The sequence below is a fragment of the Faecalibacterium sp. OM04-11BH genome (genome assembly GCF_003482185.1).
GTDB lineage: Bacteria > Bacillota > Clostridia > Oscillospirales > Ruminococcaceae > Faecalibacterium > Faecalibacterium tardum.
Window position 1 is genome coordinate 14600 of the sequence record NZ_QULS01000008.1, and the last position, 15080, is coordinate 29679.

16 protein-coding genes are annotated in these 15080 nt (G+C 60.0%); 9 read left to right on the forward strand and 7 right to left on the reverse strand.

All coding sequences use genetic code 11. From position 1 onward, the window contains the following. Window positions 1-47 precede the first annotated feature (47 nt). Window positions 48-905: a DegV family protein gene (locus DXB44_RS08290; protein WP_097779132.1), complete on the reverse strand. Its 858-nt coding sequence runs from the start codon at window positions 903-905 to the stop codon at window positions 48-50. Between the two features lie 200 nt (window positions 906-1105). Between DXB44_RS08290 and DXB44_RS08295 the strand changes: the two genes are divergently transcribed. The 4 genes from DXB44_RS08295 to DXB44_RS08310 all read left to right on the forward strand — a co-directional run bounded on the left by DXB44_RS08295 (window position 1106) and on the right by DXB44_RS08310 (window position 4730). Further along, window positions 1106-1495, forward strand: coding sequence for a CPBP family intramembrane glutamic endopeptidase (locus DXB44_RS08295; protein ID WP_118658387.1), 390 nt, complete (start codon window positions 1106-1108; stop codon window positions 1493-1495). Window positions 1496-1508: 13 nt separating this feature from the next. Continuing rightward, window positions 1509-2009: a nucleoside deaminase gene (locus tag DXB44_RS08300; RefSeq protein WP_118658388.1), complete on the forward strand. Its 501-nt coding sequence runs from the start codon at window positions 1509-1511 to the stop codon at window positions 2007-2009. A 240-nt stretch (window positions 2010-2249) separates the two neighbouring features. Continuing rightward, a complete protein-coding gene (gene fabG / locus DXB44_RS14640) occupies window positions 2250-3305 on the forward strand; it encodes a 3-oxoacyl-ACP reductase FabG (protein WP_243111092.1) in 1056 nt (351 codons plus the stop codon). A 51-nt stretch (window positions 3306-3356) separates the two neighbouring features. Next, window positions 3357-4730, forward strand: a complete 1374-nt coding sequence (locus DXB44_RS08310) for a sigma-70 family RNA polymerase sigma factor (protein ID WP_055186884.1) — start codon at window positions 3357-3359, stop codon at window positions 4728-4730. A gap of 538 nt (window positions 4731-5268) precedes the next feature. On the opposite strand, the gene DXB44_RS08320 is transcribed toward DXB44_RS08310, so the two are convergent. Next, complete coding sequence (locus tag DXB44_RS08320) at window positions 5269-5619, reverse strand: type II toxin-antitoxin system PemK/MazF family toxin (protein WP_005921241.1); 351 nt, start codon at window positions 5617-5619, stop codon at window positions 5269-5271. A 140-nt stretch (window positions 5620-5759) separates the two neighbouring features. Next, window positions 5760-6167, reverse strand: coding sequence for a 4'-phosphopantetheinyl transferase superfamily protein (locus DXB44_RS08325; protein ID WP_118658390.1), 408 nt, complete (start codon window positions 6165-6167; stop codon window positions 5760-5762). 164 nt (window positions 6168-6331) lie between these two features. Between DXB44_RS08325 and DXB44_RS08330 the strand changes: the two genes are divergently transcribed. Continuing rightward, window positions 6332-6577, forward strand: coding sequence for an IreB family regulatory phosphoprotein (locus tag DXB44_RS08330; RefSeq protein WP_005921243.1), 246 nt, complete (start codon window positions 6332-6334; stop codon window positions 6575-6577). Window positions 6578-6636: 59 nt separating this feature from the next. Here the strand turns inward: DXB44_RS08330 and DXB44_RS08335 are convergent, their stop codons facing one another. Then, window positions 6637-7587 (reverse strand): tRNA-dihydrouridine synthase family protein, encoded by a 951-nt coding sequence (locus DXB44_RS08335; protein ID WP_118658391.1) that lies wholly within the window; start codon window positions 7585-7587, stop codon window positions 6637-6639. Between the two features lie 596 nt (window positions 7588-8183). Further along, complete coding sequence (gene cysK, locus DXB44_RS08345) at window positions 8184-9116, reverse strand: cysteine synthase A (protein WP_118658392.1); 933 nt, start codon at window positions 9114-9116, stop codon at window positions 8184-8186. A 236-nt stretch (window positions 9117-9352) separates the two neighbouring features. Here cysK and DXB44_RS08350 point away from each other — a divergent pair, with 236 nt between their 5' ends. The 3 genes from DXB44_RS08350 to DXB44_RS08360 all read left to right on the forward strand — a co-directional run bounded on the left by DXB44_RS08350 (window position 9353) and on the right by DXB44_RS08360 (window position 11053). Then, window positions 9353-9784, forward strand: a complete 432-nt coding sequence (locus DXB44_RS08350) for an RrF2 family transcriptional regulator (protein ID WP_005922796.1) — start codon at window positions 9353-9355, stop codon at window positions 9782-9784. A gap of 227 nt (window positions 9785-10011) precedes the next feature. Next, window positions 10012-10353 carry a CidA/LrgA family protein gene (locus DXB44_RS08355; RefSeq protein WP_279220767.1) on the forward strand — a complete coding sequence of 114 codons (342 nt, stop codon included), beginning with the start codon at window positions 10012-10014 and terminating at the stop codon, window positions 10351-10353. Beyond that, on the forward strand, window positions 10346-11053 hold the full coding sequence (locus tag DXB44_RS08360) for an LrgB family protein (protein WP_055186729.1): 708 nt from the start codon (window positions 10346-10348) through the stop codon (window positions 11051-11053). Before DXB44_RS08355 ends, DXB44_RS08360 begins: the two co-directional genes overlap by 8 nt. Before the next feature lie 254 nt (window positions 11054-11307). Here DXB44_RS08360 and DXB44_RS08365 read toward each other — a convergent pair whose 3' ends face one another. Beyond that, a complete protein-coding gene (locus DXB44_RS08365; protein WP_055186730.1) occupies window positions 11308-11565 on the reverse strand; it encodes a heavy-metal-associated domain-containing protein in 258 nt (85 codons plus the stop codon). A gap of 121 nt (window positions 11566-11686) precedes the next feature. Next, window positions 11687-12544, reverse strand: a complete 858-nt coding sequence (locus tag DXB44_RS08370; RefSeq protein ID WP_118658393.1) for an AraC family transcriptional regulator — start codon at window positions 12542-12544, stop codon at window positions 11687-11689. A 186-nt stretch (window positions 12545-12730) separates the two neighbouring features. On the opposite strand from DXB44_RS08370, the gene DXB44_RS08375 reads away from it, so the two are divergent. After that, window positions 12731-14992 carry a glycogen/starch/alpha-glucan phosphorylase gene (locus DXB44_RS08375; RefSeq protein WP_118658394.1) on the forward strand — a complete coding sequence of 754 codons (2262 nt, stop codon included), beginning with the start codon at window positions 12731-12733 and terminating at the stop codon, window positions 14990-14992. Window positions 14993-15080 lie beyond the last annotated feature (88 nt).

The window sequence follows — 15080 nt, forward strand, 5'->3', positions numbered from 1 at the left end:
ACGGGCAGCCTGCGGGCTGCCCGTCTTGTTCTTGCTTTATATAGGTTTTATTCCAGCACCAGCTCTTTATCAAAGAACGCGATGCCGAATGCACCGGGGCCGGTGTGGGTGCCGATGACGCAGCCGATCTGGCGCACCAGCGGTGCGTCCAGATGCAGGTTGTCCTGCAGATAGGTCAGCAGCGGATGCAATTCCCGGGGGTTGACGGTGTAGCCCAGCAGCGGGGTGTAGTCCGGGTGGATGCCGCCCATCTCATCGATCTTTTTGAACAGCGCCACATACACGCCGGGCAGACCGCGCGCCTTACCGGCCAGCGCCACCTTGCCCTCTATGACGGCGAGGATGGGCTTGATGCCCAGCATACCGCCCGCCACAGCGGCGGCGGCAGACAGTCTGCCGCCCTTGCGCAGGTATTTCAGATCGTCCACAGCGGCCACCAGATGCAGGTGCTGCTTGGCCTTTTCCAGATCGGCAGCGATCTGGGTGATGGTTTTGCCGGCGTCCCGCAGCTGCACCGCCAGACGCACCAGCAAGGACTGTCCCAGACAGACGTTCTCGGTGTTCACGAACACCACATTGTCCACGTTGGCAAGGTCGGCAGCAAGTCTGGCGCACTGACCGGTGCCGGACAGCGCATCGGACAAAAAGATGCCCAGCACCTCGTCCCCGGCGGCAGCGGCATCCAGATACAGCCGCTCGAACTGCTCCGGGCTGGGCTGGCTGGTGGTGGGCAGCTTGCGGCAGGCTGCCAGATGGGTATAGTATTCGCTGGGGGTCATGTCGATGCCGTCCCGCAGGACGGTGCCGTCCTCCAGCGTCACATTCAGGGGGATCACAGTCACGCCCAGCTGCTGCGCCTCGGCGGGCAGAATATCGCACGCGGAATCGGTGAGGATACGGATCATAATAATACCTCCGGTCTACCGGTAAAATACAGTATACGCAACGTTTTTATTAAAAAGGTTGGAAATTATTATACCACCATTTAGGGCGATGTGTCAATATTTTGCATAAATTTGCCACGACAGAACGCCGAAACCTTGCGCACCCGGCGGCAGATATGGTACTATAACCGGGAACGAACCATAGCAGGAGGAGACCGACCATGCACAAGCTGAACCCCCGCACCGCTGCACTGCTTTCGGCCTTTGGCTGGGCGGTGGGGTATCTGCTGGTGGGCAAGACGCTGGCGGTGCTGCTGCCCGCGCCGCCCGGCGGCGCAGCGCGGCTTTTCCGGGTCTGCCTGCTGGCTCCGCTGGCGGAGGAATGGGTGTTCCGGGGCGCGGTGCAGCGCCGGGCGCAGCCGCTGGGCAGGGAACAGGCCATTCTTTTGCAGGCGGTGCTGTTTGCCTTGCAGCACGGCAGCGTCGCCGCTATGGTCTATGCACTGGTGTGCGGGCTGGGTCTGGGGTGGTTGGCAGACCGCACCGGACATCTCTGGCCGGGGATGCTGCTGCACAGTGCAAACAACCTGCTGGTGCTGGCGATGGGATGAGAGGATGGGATACATGACCGATTTTGAACTGATGGGTCTTGCGCTGGAAGAAGCCGCCAAAGCCGCCGCCTTGGGCGAGGTGCCGGTGGGCGCGGTGGTGGCGCGGCACGGCGAGGTGGTGGCTACGGCGCACAACACCCGGGAGACCGAGAAAAACGCTTTGCACCACGCGGAACTGCTGGCCATTGATGCTGCCTGCAAGGCGCTGGGCGGCTGGCGGCTGTGGGAGTGCGAGCTGTTCGTCACCTTAGAGCCCTGCCCTATGTGCGCGGGCGGCATCATCAACAGCCGTCTGCGCCGGGTGGTGTACGGCGCTGCCGACACCAAGGCCGGGTGCTGCGGCTCGGTGACCGACCTGTTTGCGCTGCCCTTCAACCACCATCCGATGGTGGAAAAGGGGCTGCGGGAGGCCGAGGCACAGCAGCTTTTGCAGGCGTTTTTTGTTTCCCTGCGGGAAAAGCGGGCGGGCAGACCCCGCTGGAAGCCCCCGGTGTCCGAAAACAGGGGAAAATAAGGAAAAATAGTGGGAACTGCGTAAAAAATTGCAGTTCCCACTTTCTTTTTGGGCTGGATTGTGGTATATTATTCAATGGAATCTTGTCGAAACCCATCGTAAGTACAGGCAGGCACGCCAAAGCACCGGACCTTTGCCGGACACACAAACGGAACGCTGCGCTGTCTGGGGATGGGCACAGGGTTTTTCCGGCTGGGGCACTGCGCCCGGCCGAGAATACCGAACAGGAGGGATACACTCTTGTACGAGGACGAGTTTGAACTGACCTTTCAGGTGCCGGAGGAAGAGAGCGCGCCGGAGCCTCTTGCCGCACCGGCTGTAAAGCCGGCTGCGCCGGTGGAGCCGGTCGTGGACGAGCCCACCCGCATCATGACGCTGGAAAAACCGGCAGCACCTGTGGCGGAGGAGCCCACCCGGGTGATTACGCTGGAAAAGCCCGCAGAGCCGCAGCCGCCTGCGCCGCCGCAGCCCGAAGAGCCTGCGCCGCCGCAGCCCGAAGAGCCTGCGCCGCCGCAGCCCGAAGAGCCTGCGCCGCAGCCTGTAAAAGAACGGCCTGCTCCTGCCGCACCCGCTGCGGCGCGCCGGGTGCTGATTTCCGGCGGCGACCGGGGCATCGGTGCTGCCGCTGCCCGCGCCTTTGCGGCAGCCGGGTATCAGGTGGCAGTGCTCTACCACCAGAATGCCGCTGCCGCCGCTGCGCTGGAGCAGCAGCTGCCCGGGTGCATCGCCATCCAGTGCGATGTGGCCAGCCGCGCCAGCTGTGAGCTGGCGTTCCATGCAGTGGAGCAGGCCATGGGCAGGGTGGATGTACTGGTGTGCAACGCCGGCATCGCGCAGCAGAAGCTGTTTACCGACATCACCCCGGAGGAGTGGCAGCGGATGCTGGACGTGAACCTGAGCGGTGCGTTCCACCTGTGCCAGCTGGCGCTGCCCGGCATGATCCGCCGCAAGCAGGGCCGTATTTTGACCGTGAGCAGCATGTGGGGCCAGACCGGCGGCAGCTGCGAGGTGCACTATTCCGCCGCGAAAGCCGGGCTCATCGGCCTGACCAAGGCACTGGCTAAGGAGGAAGGCCCCAGCGGCATTACGGTGAACTGCGTAGCGCCGGGGGTCATCGAGACGGACATGATGGCGGCTTTTACCGCCGAGGACAAGGCGGCGCTGGCCGAGGAGACCCCTGTGGGGCGGCTGGGCACCCCGGAAGAAGTTGCAAAGCTGCTGGTCTTTCTGGCCGGCGAGGATGCCGGATACATCACCGGACAGGTGTTCGGGGTGAACGGCGGCCTTGTGATCTGATGCACAGGGCGATATTACAGAATTTTCCCCGGAGTGGGAAGGAGAGAAAAAATGGGCATGACTTTGAAGGAACTGTTGACTAAGGGCGAGGGCACCCTCTCTGCACAGGAGGCCAAGGCGCTGGCGGCACAATGCCGCATGGATGTAGATACCCTCTACACCCTGCTGGAGGAGCGCGGCATCAAGATCCTGGAGGAGGAGAGCGAGCCGAGTCTGGACGTGGACAGCATCATTGCTGAGGTGGAGAACGCCGAGAACAACAACGATGACATGGGCCTTGCCGATGAGAATGAAGAGGATGCCGAGGAGAACCCGGCAGACCTGAAGGCCGCCATGGATGAGCTGCTGGACGACCCGGTGAAGAACTACCTCAAGCAGATCGGTCAGATCCCGCTGCTGAGCGCCGAGCAGGAGGTGGAGCTGAGCCGCCGCATCCATGCGGGCGCCGAGGCTGCACACATTCTGCAGGCAGACCGCCAGAAGTACGACGCACCGGAGTACATCAAGAAGAACAGCGCCCGCTTCTCCTTTGAAGAGGACGAGAACAGCCGCAGTTACACCGAGGATCTGGACGAGGACGGCGAAAAGTCTGCCGAGGATGCCGAGGAGAAGGCAGACGAGGAAAAGGCCATGGAAGCCGTGGAGAATGGTCCCCTGAGCGAGGAACGCCGTCAGGAGCTGCTCAAGACCCGCCGCGACGGCCTGAACGCCCGCCGCAGCCTGAGCGAGGCGAACCTGCGTCTGGTGGTGTCCATCGCCAAAAAGCATGTCGGCCATAATCTGGCCTTCCTTGACCTCATTCAGGAGGGCAACATCGGCCTGATCAAGGCCGCCGAGAAGTTTGACTGCGACCGCGGCTTCCGCTTCTCCACCTACGCTACCTGGTGGATCCGTCAGGCCATCACCCGCGCCATCGCGGATCAGGCCCGTACCATCCGCATCCCGGTGCACATGGTGGAGACCATCAACCGGATGCGTCAGGCCACCAACCAGCTGGTGTACCAGAACGGTCACGAGCCCACCCCGGAGGAGCTGGCAAAGGCCATGGACATGAGCGTGGAGCGCGTGCGCGAGATCCAGCGCATGGCACAGGAGCCTGCAAGTCTGGAAAGCCCCGTGGGTGAGGAAGAGGATTCCTCTCTGGGCGATTTCGTCGCCGACGAAAACGCCGAGGCTCCCGGCAAGGCAGCCGACCGCGCCATGGTGGCACAGCAGATCAATCTGGCGCTCAAGAGCCTGACCCCCCGCGAGGAAAAGGTCATCCGCCTGCGCTTTGGTCTGGACGATGGCCGTCCCCGCACGCTGGAGGAGGTCGGTCGCGACTTCGGCGTCACCCGCGAGCGTGTGCGCCAGATCGAAGCCAAGGCCATCCGCAAGCTGCACAGCCGCAAGTGCCTGACCCTGCTCAACGGCCTGATCGAGTAATAATATGTATTTTGGGATAGCAGAACACCCGCGTGGGCTCTGCTATCCCTTTTTTCATGGAAGAGAAACCGCAGTTGCAGCGCCGTGGGGAAAGTTCCTGTTTGCTTTTAGCGTGCAGGGACGCTCCGCTGGGCCAGAGGCAGGGAGGGGTGTTCCGACTCCCCCCTCCCTACCTCTGGACTCCACCCACCCCGCAACGGGCCAAGGGCTGCACGCCCTTGACAATCCTAAAGAAGAAGTCGAAGCACAAAAAAGCTAGCGCTGCGCCAGTCGGCGCTATCGCTTTAACGCTTTTTTCGCTTCTCCATTTATAGCCCCTCAGTCGCTGCGCGACAGCTCCCCCGAGGGGGAGCGGGCCCGCCCGCAGCGCCGCGCTTTCGCAGAAAGCGGTGCTGCATCTGCCGCTTTCCTCTACGACCCCTCCCGTGAAAAAGGGGTTCTGAAAAGCCCGCAGGCTTTTCAGAACCCCAAATTAAAAATCATTTTTCCGCTGAATATGCCCAGAGCACAGCGGAGGGCATTTCCAATCGTTTTTATCTCAGTACGAGCTCAGCCCAAGGCTTACGTCCAGTGCCTGATCCACTCGCTTCTGATCGGCGGCGGTGATCTGCCCGGCGCGCTCCCGCAGGCGGTGCTTATCCAGCGTGCGGATCTGCTCCAGCAGCACCACGCTGTCCTTGGCAAGACCGGTGTCTGCCGCCCGGATGTTGATGTGGGTGGGCAGGCGGGTCTTGTCCAGCCGGGATGTAATGGCCGCCGCGATCACGGTGGGGCTGTGCCGGTTGCCGATCTCGTTCTGTACGATCAGCACTGGGCGCACACCGCCCTGCTCCGAGCCCACCACCGGCGAAAGATCGGCGTAGAAAACTTCTCCTCTGTGTACCTCCATGGAATCTCCCTCCTGTTTTTCTGGAGGATGTGCCCCGCTATGTGATGCGTCCGGCGCATCCTGTCTGCTCTCAGTATGCGCAGGCAGGGTGCGGCTTATGCAGTGCGGGGGCGATATTCCATTGTATGCACAAAGGACAGTCAGTTTTCCTTTTCCAGCGTGCAGAAGGCCAGCGCCATGCCGCCTTCGTGGCTCAGGGAGAGCCGGGCACGCAGCCGGTGCTGCGCCACCCATGCGGCGGTCTGCCCGCTGAAGCGGTAGGCCGGGGCACCGTTTTCCAGCCGGACGGCTTCGATCTCACATAGAGAAAAGGGCTCCCGCAGGCCGGTGCCTGCCGCCTTGAGAAAGGCCTCCTTGGCAGCAAAATCTGCGGCGGCGCTGGCAAGGCGGTGGGCGTTCAGCGGTGCAGGGGATGCTTCACAAAGCCCCAGCGCCGCCTGCTCGGCCGGGCCGTACACCCGGCGCACAAAGGCCGCCGCGTGAGCAGAGGAAAGGCTTTTTTCCAGATGGGAAAGGCTGCACAGGTCGCAGCCGATGCCGTAAAGCATACAAAGGCTCCTTTCGCGGGCAGAATGCCGCCCGGACATCGTTCATCTTGCCGGAACATTGCTGGAAATTTTGTGCAGGATGTGCAAATCCAGCGTAATTATCTTGAAGTTTCGGCGCATTTCGTGTACAATGAGACTAGTTTCAACCGAAGGGGGTGTATTGCGTGGGAGACGCAACCGCGATTTTCTCCATCCACGACAAAAAGGACTATGAGATCCACGAGATCGTACAACAGGTGTACGATGCTTTGAAGGAAAAAGGCTATAACCCGGTCAATCAGCTGGTGGGCTACATTTTGTCCGAAGACCCTACCTACATTACGACCTATAAGAATGCCCGTGCCATGATCCGCAAGGTGGATCGTGACGATCTGCTGCAGGCTATGCTGCGCAGCTACCTTAACGTGTAATACGGTCCTTTTCAGCTCCGCTGTCTTGCAAGACGGCGGGCTTTTTTTGTGTGACCATTTTAATCGTTTTCCACCAGCGGCAGGGTGAAGATCTGGTTCACCACCACCTCGTACTCCCACGGCTCCCGCAGCTTTTTCAGCTGCTTTTCCAGCTTTTCCGCCCCGGCAAAGCAGTGGATGAGGTAGAACCAGTGCCCCTTCATCCGGCTGATGGCGCAGCCTGCGCTGCCAAATAGTTCAGTGTAGCCGTGGTACAGGTCGGTCAGGTAGCCCCGCAGCTCCTCCTTGGTGGCGGGCGCACCGCCCCGTGCTTTGCGGAAGAGCGCCGGGTCGGCAATGAGCCCGCGCCCTACCATGATGCCGGACAGGGCGGGGAACTCCTCTTCCAGCGCGTGAAGCTGGGCGGCGGTGGTCACATCGCCGTTGTAGCACACCGGCATGGTGCACCGGGGCAGCGCAGCGGCAAAGGCGGCGCGGTCGGCCTGTCCGCGATACTGCTGCCGCATCACCCGGGGGTGGATGGTCAGCTCCGAGATAGGGTAGCGGTTATAAATTTCCAGAATGGCGGCAAACTCTTCCGGCTTCTCCACACCCAGCCGGGTCTTGACCGAGACAGGCCCATCGGCGCGGGAGAATACCCCGTCCAGAAAGGCGTCCACCTTGGCAAGGTCCCGCAGCATCCCGGAGCCCTTGCCCTTGGCAGTCACCGTCCCGGCGGGGCAACCCAGATTCAGGTTCACCTCGGTATAGCCCAGCGCCCGCAGCTGACCGATCATCCACGCAGCCAGTTCGCCGTCCTTCGCCAGCAATTGCGGGATGACCGGCGCACCCGGGTTTGCCGCCGGGGCAAGCTCTGCCATCTTCTTTTTAATGAGCACCCGGTTCTCCGGCGGGGAGATAAACGGCGCATAATAGCGGTCGGCAGCGCCTTGTGCGCCGAACCATTTCTGATGGGTCTGCCGCCAGACCCGGTCCGTGAACCCCTCCATGGGGGCAGCATAATAAAGCATGGGCGTTTCTCCAAACGTTTTTGTTACCGGTATTGTAGCATAAAATCCGGCGTGGGGAAAGGGGAGAGGACGGGGGATGTTCTCTTTTGACACCAAAAGAGAACCAGAAAAGTGTGCGCTCTGCGGGGAAAGTTACTGCCTGCTTTCAGCGTGCAAAGACGCTCCGCTGGGCCAGAGGCAGGGAGGGGTGTTCCGACTCCCCCCTCCCTACCTCTGGACTCCACCCACCCCGCAACGGGTCAAGGGCTGCACGCCCTTGACAAACCTAAAGAAGAAGTCGAAGCACAAAAAAGCTAGCGCTGCGCCAGTCGGCGCTATCGCTTTAACGCTTTTTTCGCTTCTCCATTAAAAGCCCCTCAGTCGCTGCGCGACAGCTCCCCTGTGGAGCGAGCGCGGCAACTGCCGGTTCCCTTTACGACCCCTTCTGTGAAAATAGCGTTTGGAGCGCTCCGCAGAGCGCGACAAACGCGAAATATCCAATAATTATTCCGCTGACTATGCGCAGAGCAACGCGGAGCGCATTCAAATCGTCCAGCTTCCAAACAAAAACTCCCGCCCTGCGGGGTGCAGAGCGGGAGAGGAGAGTTTTTTGGGGATTATTCCGCAAACAGCGGGGTGGACAGGTAGCGGTCGCCGGTATCGGGCAGCAGAACAACGATGTTCTTGCCGGCGTTCTCCGGGTGCTTTGCCAACTGGATGGCAGCCCAGACGGCAGCACCGGAGGAGATGCCCACCAGCACGCCTTCCTTGTGGCCGATCAGACGGCCGGTGGCAAAGGCATCGTCGTTCTCCACGGCGATGATCTCGTCATAGACGGTGGTGTCCAGCACATCCGGCACAAAGCCTGCGCCGATGCCCTGAATCTTATGTGCACCGGCAGTGCCCTTGCTCAGCACAGGGGAGGAGGCGGGCTCAACAGCCACCACCTTGACATCGGGATTCTTGCTCTTGAGGTACTTGCCTACGCCGGTCACGGTGCCGCCGGTGCCAACGCCTGCCACAAAGATATCCACCTTACCATCGGTATCCTCCCAGATCTCGGGGCCGGTGGTCTCGATGTGTGCCTGCGGGTTGGCGGGGTTCACGAACTGGCCGGGGATAAAGGAATTGGGGATCTCCTTTGCCAGCTCATCGGCCTTGGCAATGGCACCCTTCATGCCCTTGGCACCCTCGCTCAGCACCAGCTCGGCACCGTAAGCCTTCATCAGCTGACGGCGCTCTACGCTCATGGTTTCGGGCATTACGATGATGATGCGGTAGCCCTTGGCAGCTGCCACGGCAGCCAGACCGATGCCGGTGTTGCCGGAGGTGGGCTCAATGATGACGGAGCCTTCCTTCAGCAGACCCTTGGCCTCGGCGTCGTCGATCATCTTTTTGGCAATGCGATCCTTCACAGAACCGGCGGGGTTGAAGTACTCCAGCTTGGCGATAACGTGGGCGGGCAGCTGCTCTTCCTTTTCAATATGGCTGAGCTCCAGCAGCGGGGTGTGACCGATCAACTGATCTGCGGCGGTATAGATCTTGCTCATAATACTTGTCCCTCTTTCTGATATCGTTACGGGGTGCATGACCCTGTCTTGTGCCGGGGTGCCCGGCTGCGATTCCCTCTAAACCTTTCAACCGACATCGTTTGTGGGTTTGATGGCATTATAGCCCTGTTTCCCCTGCTTGTCAAGGGGTTTTTTGAAAAAAGTGGGATTGAAAAGTGACTTACCCTGTTGTATAATGGGTTATAATAAAATTTAACCGGAAGGAAGTACGGATCATGATCGTTTCGACCAAAGGACGCTATGCGCTGCGGGTGATGATCGACCTCGCGGAGCATCAGTCTGAAAAATATGTTCCCTTAAAGGAAGTTGCCGCCCGACAGGAGATCTCGGAAAAGTATCTGGAGAACATCCTCAAGGTGCTGGTGCAGAACGGCTTTCTGGAGGGGCTGCGCGGCAAGGGCGGCGGCTACCGGCTGACCCGCAGCCCGGATCAGTACACGGTAAGCGAGATCCTGATGCTCACCGAGGGCAGTCTTGCCCCGGTAAGCTGCCTGACCCCCGGCGCTTCTGCCTGCGCCCGGATGGCCAACTGCCGCACCTACGAGATGTGGAAGGGGCTCAACGATCTGATCTCGGACTACTTCGGAAAGATCACACTGGCAGACCTTGCCCTGCCGGATCAGGCCGGCAACGATTATGTGATCTGAACCTTGCGCACCGGAACTGCACCGGTGCGTTTTTTTGTACAGTTCTGCGCAAAAGGTGCAGAACTTCTTGGCAAGATTTACGGTTGATGGGACGGGCAGTCCGCGGTATACTTTTACTTTGTGTGAGACAGAAAATTCCGGGCAAAAAGCCCGTTGTCTGTTCGTTATAAGACCATAAGACCAGAAAGGGGAGTTCTGACACGAAGTATATTTTTCAGTTCGGGCGCATTCTTGCGTTCTGTTTTCTGGGCGAGGTGCTGCACGCGGTACTGCCGCTGCCGGTGCCTGCCAGTGTGTACGGTCTGGTGCTGCTGCTGGCAGCCCTGACCGCCGGGGTCGTAAAGCTGGAGCAGGTCAAGGAGACCGGCACCTACCTGACCGGTATTTTTCCGCTGCTGTTCGTGCCCGCCGCTGCGGGCATCATGGAGCTGTGGGCAGAGATGGGACAGCTGCTGCTGCCCATCCTGATCGCCATTCTGCCGGTGACGGTGCTGGTAATGGCGGCCGCAGGCCGCACCACGCAGGCGCTGACCGCCCGCAATAAAAAAGAGGAGGCCGACCATGACTGAGCTGCTGAACGACTTTCTGACCGGCTCTGTGGCATGGGGCGTGCTGCTTACGCTGGCGGCCTTTGGGCTGGGTGTGCTCATCAACCGGGTGACCGGCAAGGCCATCTTTAACCCGCTGCTGCTGGGCAGTATTTTTGTCATCATTTTTCTGTCGGTGTGCAATATCCCATACGGGGACTACAAGACCAGCGCCGCGCCGGTAAGCTACCTGCTGCTGCCCGCTACGGTGGCGCTGGCCATCCCGCTGTATGAGAAGCTGGATCTGCTCAAGGAGAACGCGCCTGCCATCATTGCAGGCATCTCGGTGGGCACGCTGGTCAGTCTGGGCAGCGCCTTTGCGCTGGCGCTGGCAATGGACCTGACCCAGGAGCAGTACGCTACTCTGCTGCCGAAGTCCGTGACCACCGCCATCAGCATGGACGTGGCAGCTGAGCTGGGCGGCATTGCCGCCCTGACCGGTGCCATCGTCATCGTGACCGGCATCGTGGGCGCACTGCTGGCCGAGACCGTGTGCAAGCTGTTCCACATCACCGACCCCATCGCCAAGGGCGTGGGCATCGGCACGGCAGCCCATGCCGTGGGCACCAGCAAGGCGCTGCAGATGGGTGATGTGGAAGGTGCCATGAGCGGCCTTTCCATTGCCGTAGCCGGTGTGCTGACCGCCGTGCTCTGCCCGGTGTTCGTGGGCTTTGTCCACTAAAACCGAGTGCAAATCTAAAGATACAGAAACACCCCCGGCAACCGCAGCGGCTGCCGGGGGTGTTTCTCTGTGGGGGAAAAACAAAAAAGAGGTGAAAAGAAGAATGGTTGGTAGAGATCAGTTTTATGCGGCCTTCTTCTGCCGCGCCTGCAGGAGCGGACGATGCAGCTGCGGGATGATGTTGCGGTGGGCCTGCGGCAGAATGATGTACAGCAGTACCTCTGCAGTCAGCTAGCAGCGGCGGGGGACAGTGCTTACTTTTTGAAAAAGGAGAACAGCCCCTTCTTTTCATACGGTGCACTGTGGATGGTGCCCACATGGTACCCGGTGGCTTCAATGGCGGCGCGGAGCGCGTTTTCGTCCAGCGGCTCCTTGGAAAGGATCACGGTCTTGCCCTTGGCATGAGAGGACGAGACCTTATCCACAGGAAACGCACTGCGCACGGCGTCATTGATATGGGCTTCGCACATGGAACATGCCATGCCGCCTACTTCTACGGTCGTCTGGATCATTTTTATACCTTCCTTCAGGAATATCTTATAAAATAATAGTTAGAACTGACTAACTTTTCACTCCGGGAAAAGCCGCTGCCCACATCATACGCCATACAGCCGCAGCTGTCAAGCGCTTTGCTTATTTTTTCCGGTAGTCCCGGGGGGTCATGCCGAAATGCGCCTTGAACGCCCGGTTAAAATAGGAGAGGTTCTCAAACCCGCACCGAGAGGCGATGGTCAGCACGGTCTCATCGGTGGTTTGCAGCGCCTCGGCGGCGGTGTTCAGCCGGTACTCGTTCAGAAAGGCAATAAAGCTCTGCCCGGTCATCTGTCGGAACCAGCGCATAAAATGGCTGGCACTGAAGGAGCAGACCCCGGCGGCATCGGCTACCCGGAGCGGCTCGGCATAATGTGCCGAAAGCCACTGCAGCACGGTTTTCAGCCGCTGGGTGTCGGCGGTTTCGGTGGAGAGACACTGCCTGCCCTGCGCAATGAGCAGGGCAAGAAAGCGCAGCAGCGCCCCTTTTACCAGCAGCTCATAGCCGGGGCGCTTGGCGCGGTTGGCATCCTCCAGCTCCCGCAGGCAGGCGGCGGCTTGCAGATAGCACAAATCGTTCGGGGTCAGCCGCACCGGCAGCGACAGCCGACCGCTTTGCAGCGGCAGCAGATATTTCTCGGCGCAAAGATCCTCTGCGCCGCCCAGAAGCTCTGGCTCAAAGATGATATTTTCGTATTCCATGCGCTGTCCCTCGGCCTGTCGCAGCGCGTGGAGCGTGCCCGGGGCAAAAAGAAAGATATCCCCTCGGTAGGCCGGGTAGGTCACCACGCCCACCTGTACCAGCCCCATGCCCTGCTTGACAAAGACAAGCTCCATGCTCTCGTGCCAGTGGAGTGCTACCTGCTGAAAATCCCCCGGAATGGTGCAGGGGTACAAATTGAACGGAAACCGCACTGCACCGTGCTGTTTTGTCTCCTGCAAAGAAGCCTGATTTTGCATTGTTCCACCTCCTGATGATAGGATTGTACCATAGTTTGCACTGTTTAGGCAAGATTTTGAACGTTCTATGTGGTATATCTTGAAGTACAGATGTCAAACCTGTTTTCAGTAAGGTGTATCTGAAAACAAAGAAATAGACTGAATTTTCGACTTTTCAGATACACCCTAACAAAGGAGGATGCTTTTATGAGCTTTACCGAAACGTTACAGAGTATCACCGGCAAGCTGCTGGCAGACTGCACCGACCAGGAGCTGTATCTGGCACTGCTGGAACTTGTGCGGCAGAAGAGCGCCGACCGCGTGCAGCCGGTCACCGGGCGTAAGCTGTACTATATCAGCGCCGAATTTCTTATCGGCAAGCTGCTGTCCAACAACCTCATCAATCTGGGGCTGTACGATGAAGCCCGGTCTGCACTGGCTGCTGCGGGAAAGCGCCTTTCCGATATTGAAGAGGTAGAGCCGGAGCCTTCTCTGGGCAACGGCGGCTTGGGGCGTCTGGCTGCCTGTTTCCTCGACTCTCTGGCAACGCTGAACCTGCCCGGCGACGGCATAGGTCTGCGGTACCACTTCGGTCTGTTCCATCAGTCCTTTGAGGACGGTGTGCAGAACGAAAAGCCCGACCCGTGGCTGACTGCCCACAGCTGGGCGGAAAAGACCGACACCACCTACCCGGTGGAACTGGCGGGCAAGGAGTACACCGCCCGGCTGTACAAGCTGGCGGTCACCGGCTACGAGGGACGCACCAACACCCTGAACCTGTTCGATTTGGACACCATCGACGAGAGCATCGTCCATGACGGTATTGCCTTCGACAAGACCGCTATTGATAAGAACCTGACCCTCTTCCTCTACCCGGATGATTCCGACGAGGCAGGCCGCCGTCTGCGGGTGTACCAGCAGTACCTGATGGTTTCTGCCGGTGCACAGCTCATTCTGGCCGAGTGCGCCGCCCGGGGCTGCAACTTCCATGATCTGGCGGACTATGCCGCCATCCAGATCAACGACACCCACCCCAGCATGGTCATCCCGGAGCTCATCCGGCTGCTGGGGGAGCGCGGCATCGAATTTGAAGAGGCCGTGGAGATCGTCACCAAGACCTGCGCCTACACCAACCACACCATTCTGGCCGAAGCGCTGGAAAAGTGGCCCCGCGCCTATCTGGATGCCGTGGTGCCGCAGCTGATGCCCATCATTGAAAAGCTGGATGCGCTGGCACGCACCCGCACCGAGGACGAGAGCCTTGCCATCATTGACAAGGACGACCGGGTGCACATGGCACACATGGACATCCACTTTACCCACTCCACCAACGGCGTGGCGGCACTGCACACCGAGATCCTGAAAAACTCCGAGCTGCACGGCTTCTATGAGCTGTACCCGGAAAAGTTCAACAACAAGACCAACGGTATCACCTTCCGCCGTTGGCTGCTGGAGTGCGACCCGCGCCTGACTGCCACGCTGGAAAAGCACATCGGCTCCGGCTTCCGCAAGGATGCCGCCGAACTGGAAAAACTGCTGGCCTTTGCCGACGACGAGACGGTGCTCAGCGAGTTGACCGCCGTGAAAAAGGCCAACAAGGAAGCGCTGGCCGACTGGCTGCTGCACACCCAGAAGGTGACTGTGAACACCGATGCCGTGTTCGATATCCAGTCCAAGCGCCTGCACGAGTATAAGCGCCAGCAGCTCAACCTGCTGTACCTCATCCACCAGTACTACGAGATCAAGGCAGGACATCTGCCCGCTGCTCCGCTGGTGAGCATTTTCGGCGCGAAAGCCGCTCCCGCCTACACCATTGCAAAAGACATCATCCATGCGCTGCTGACTCTCTCCAAGGTCATTGCCGCAGACCCGGAGGTGTCCAAGTGGCTGCAGGTGGTGTTTGTGGAAAACTACAACGTCACCGCCGCCGAAAAGCTGATCCCGGCCTGCGACCTGTCCGAGCAGATCAGCCTTGCCTCCAAGGAAGCCTCCGGCACCGGCAACATGAAGTTTATGCTGAACGGTGCGCTGACGCTGGGCACCATGGACGGTGCCAACGTGGAGATCAGCCAGCAGGTGGGGGAAGAGAACATCTATATCTTCGGCCAGACCTCCGATCAGGTCATCCACCGCTACGCCGTGGGCGATTACGACCCCGCCCAGTGGGTGGAGGGCGATGCCAACATCCGCCGCGCCATCAGCTTCCTCACCGGGCCGGAGATGCTGACCACCGGCCATGCCGAAAACCTGACCCGCCTGCATGACGAGCTGATCCACAAGGACTGGTTCCAGACCCTGCCGGACTTCAACGCCTACGTTGTGCGCAAGGGACAGGCGCTCAGCGATTACGCCTGCGACCCCATGGGCTGGCGGCGCAAGTGCCTTGTGAACATTGCCAAGGCGGGCATGTTCTCCTCTGACCGCACCATTGCCGAGTACGACCGCGATATCTGGCATCTGGGCAAATAATCGTTTTTGAACCTGCGTTTCTCCTTTATTTTCTCATAGGCTGCTGCACAAAGCTGTGCGGCAGCTTTTTTGTTTCCGTGCCAACAAG

Bases quoted from the DNA above. Each gene is read 5' to 3' on its own strand.
- DXB44_RS08370 (WP_118658393.1), bottom strand. From the start codon at position 12,544: ATGCAAAATCAGGCTTCTTTGCAGGAGACAAAACAGCACGGTGCAGTG.
- DXB44_RS08365 (WP_055186730.1), bottom strand. From the start codon at position 11,565: ATGATCCAGACGACCGTAGAAGTAGGCGGCATGGCATGTTCCATGTGC.
- DXB44_RS08320 (WP_005921241.1), bottom strand. From the start codon at position 5,619: ATGGAGGTACACAGAGGAGAAGTTTTCTACGCCGATCTTTCGCCGGTG.
- DXB44_RS08300 (WP_118658388.1), top strand. From the start codon at position 1,509: ATGACCGATTTTGAACTGATGGGTCTTGCGCTGGAAGAAGCCGCCAAA.
- DXB44_RS08295 (WP_118658387.1), top strand. From the start codon at position 1,106: ATGCACAAGCTGAACCCCCGCACCGCTGCACTGCTTTCGGCCTTTGGC.
- DXB44_RS08360 (WP_055186729.1), top strand. From the start codon at position 10,346: ATGACTGAGCTGCTGAACGACTTTCTGACCGGCTCTGTGGCATGGGGC.
- DXB44_RS08325 (WP_118658390.1), bottom strand. From the start codon at position 6,167: ATGCTTTACGGCATCGGCTGCGACCTGTGCAGCCTTTCCCATCTGGAA.
- DXB44_RS08350 (WP_005922796.1), top strand. From the start codon at position 9,353: ATGATCGTTTCGACCAAAGGACGCTATGCGCTGCGGGTGATGATCGAC.
- DXB44_RS08375 (WP_118658394.1), top strand. From the start codon at position 12,731: ATGAGCTTTACCGAAACGTTACAGAGTATCACCGGCAAGCTGCTGGCA.
- DXB44_RS08310 (WP_055186884.1), top strand. From the start codon at position 3,357: ATGGGCATGACTTTGAAGGAACTGTTGACTAAGGGCGAGGGCACCCTC.
- cysK (WP_118658392.1), bottom strand. From the start codon at position 9,116: ATGAGCAAGATCTATACCGCCGCAGATCAGTTGATCGGTCACACCCCG.
- DXB44_RS08290 (WP_097779132.1), bottom strand. From the start codon at position 905: ATGATCCGTATCCTCACCGATTCCGCGTGCGATATTCTGCCCGCCGAG.
- DXB44_RS08335 (WP_118658391.1), bottom strand. From the start codon at position 7,587: ATGCTTTATTATGCTGCCCCCATGGAGGGGTTCACGGACCGGGTCTGG.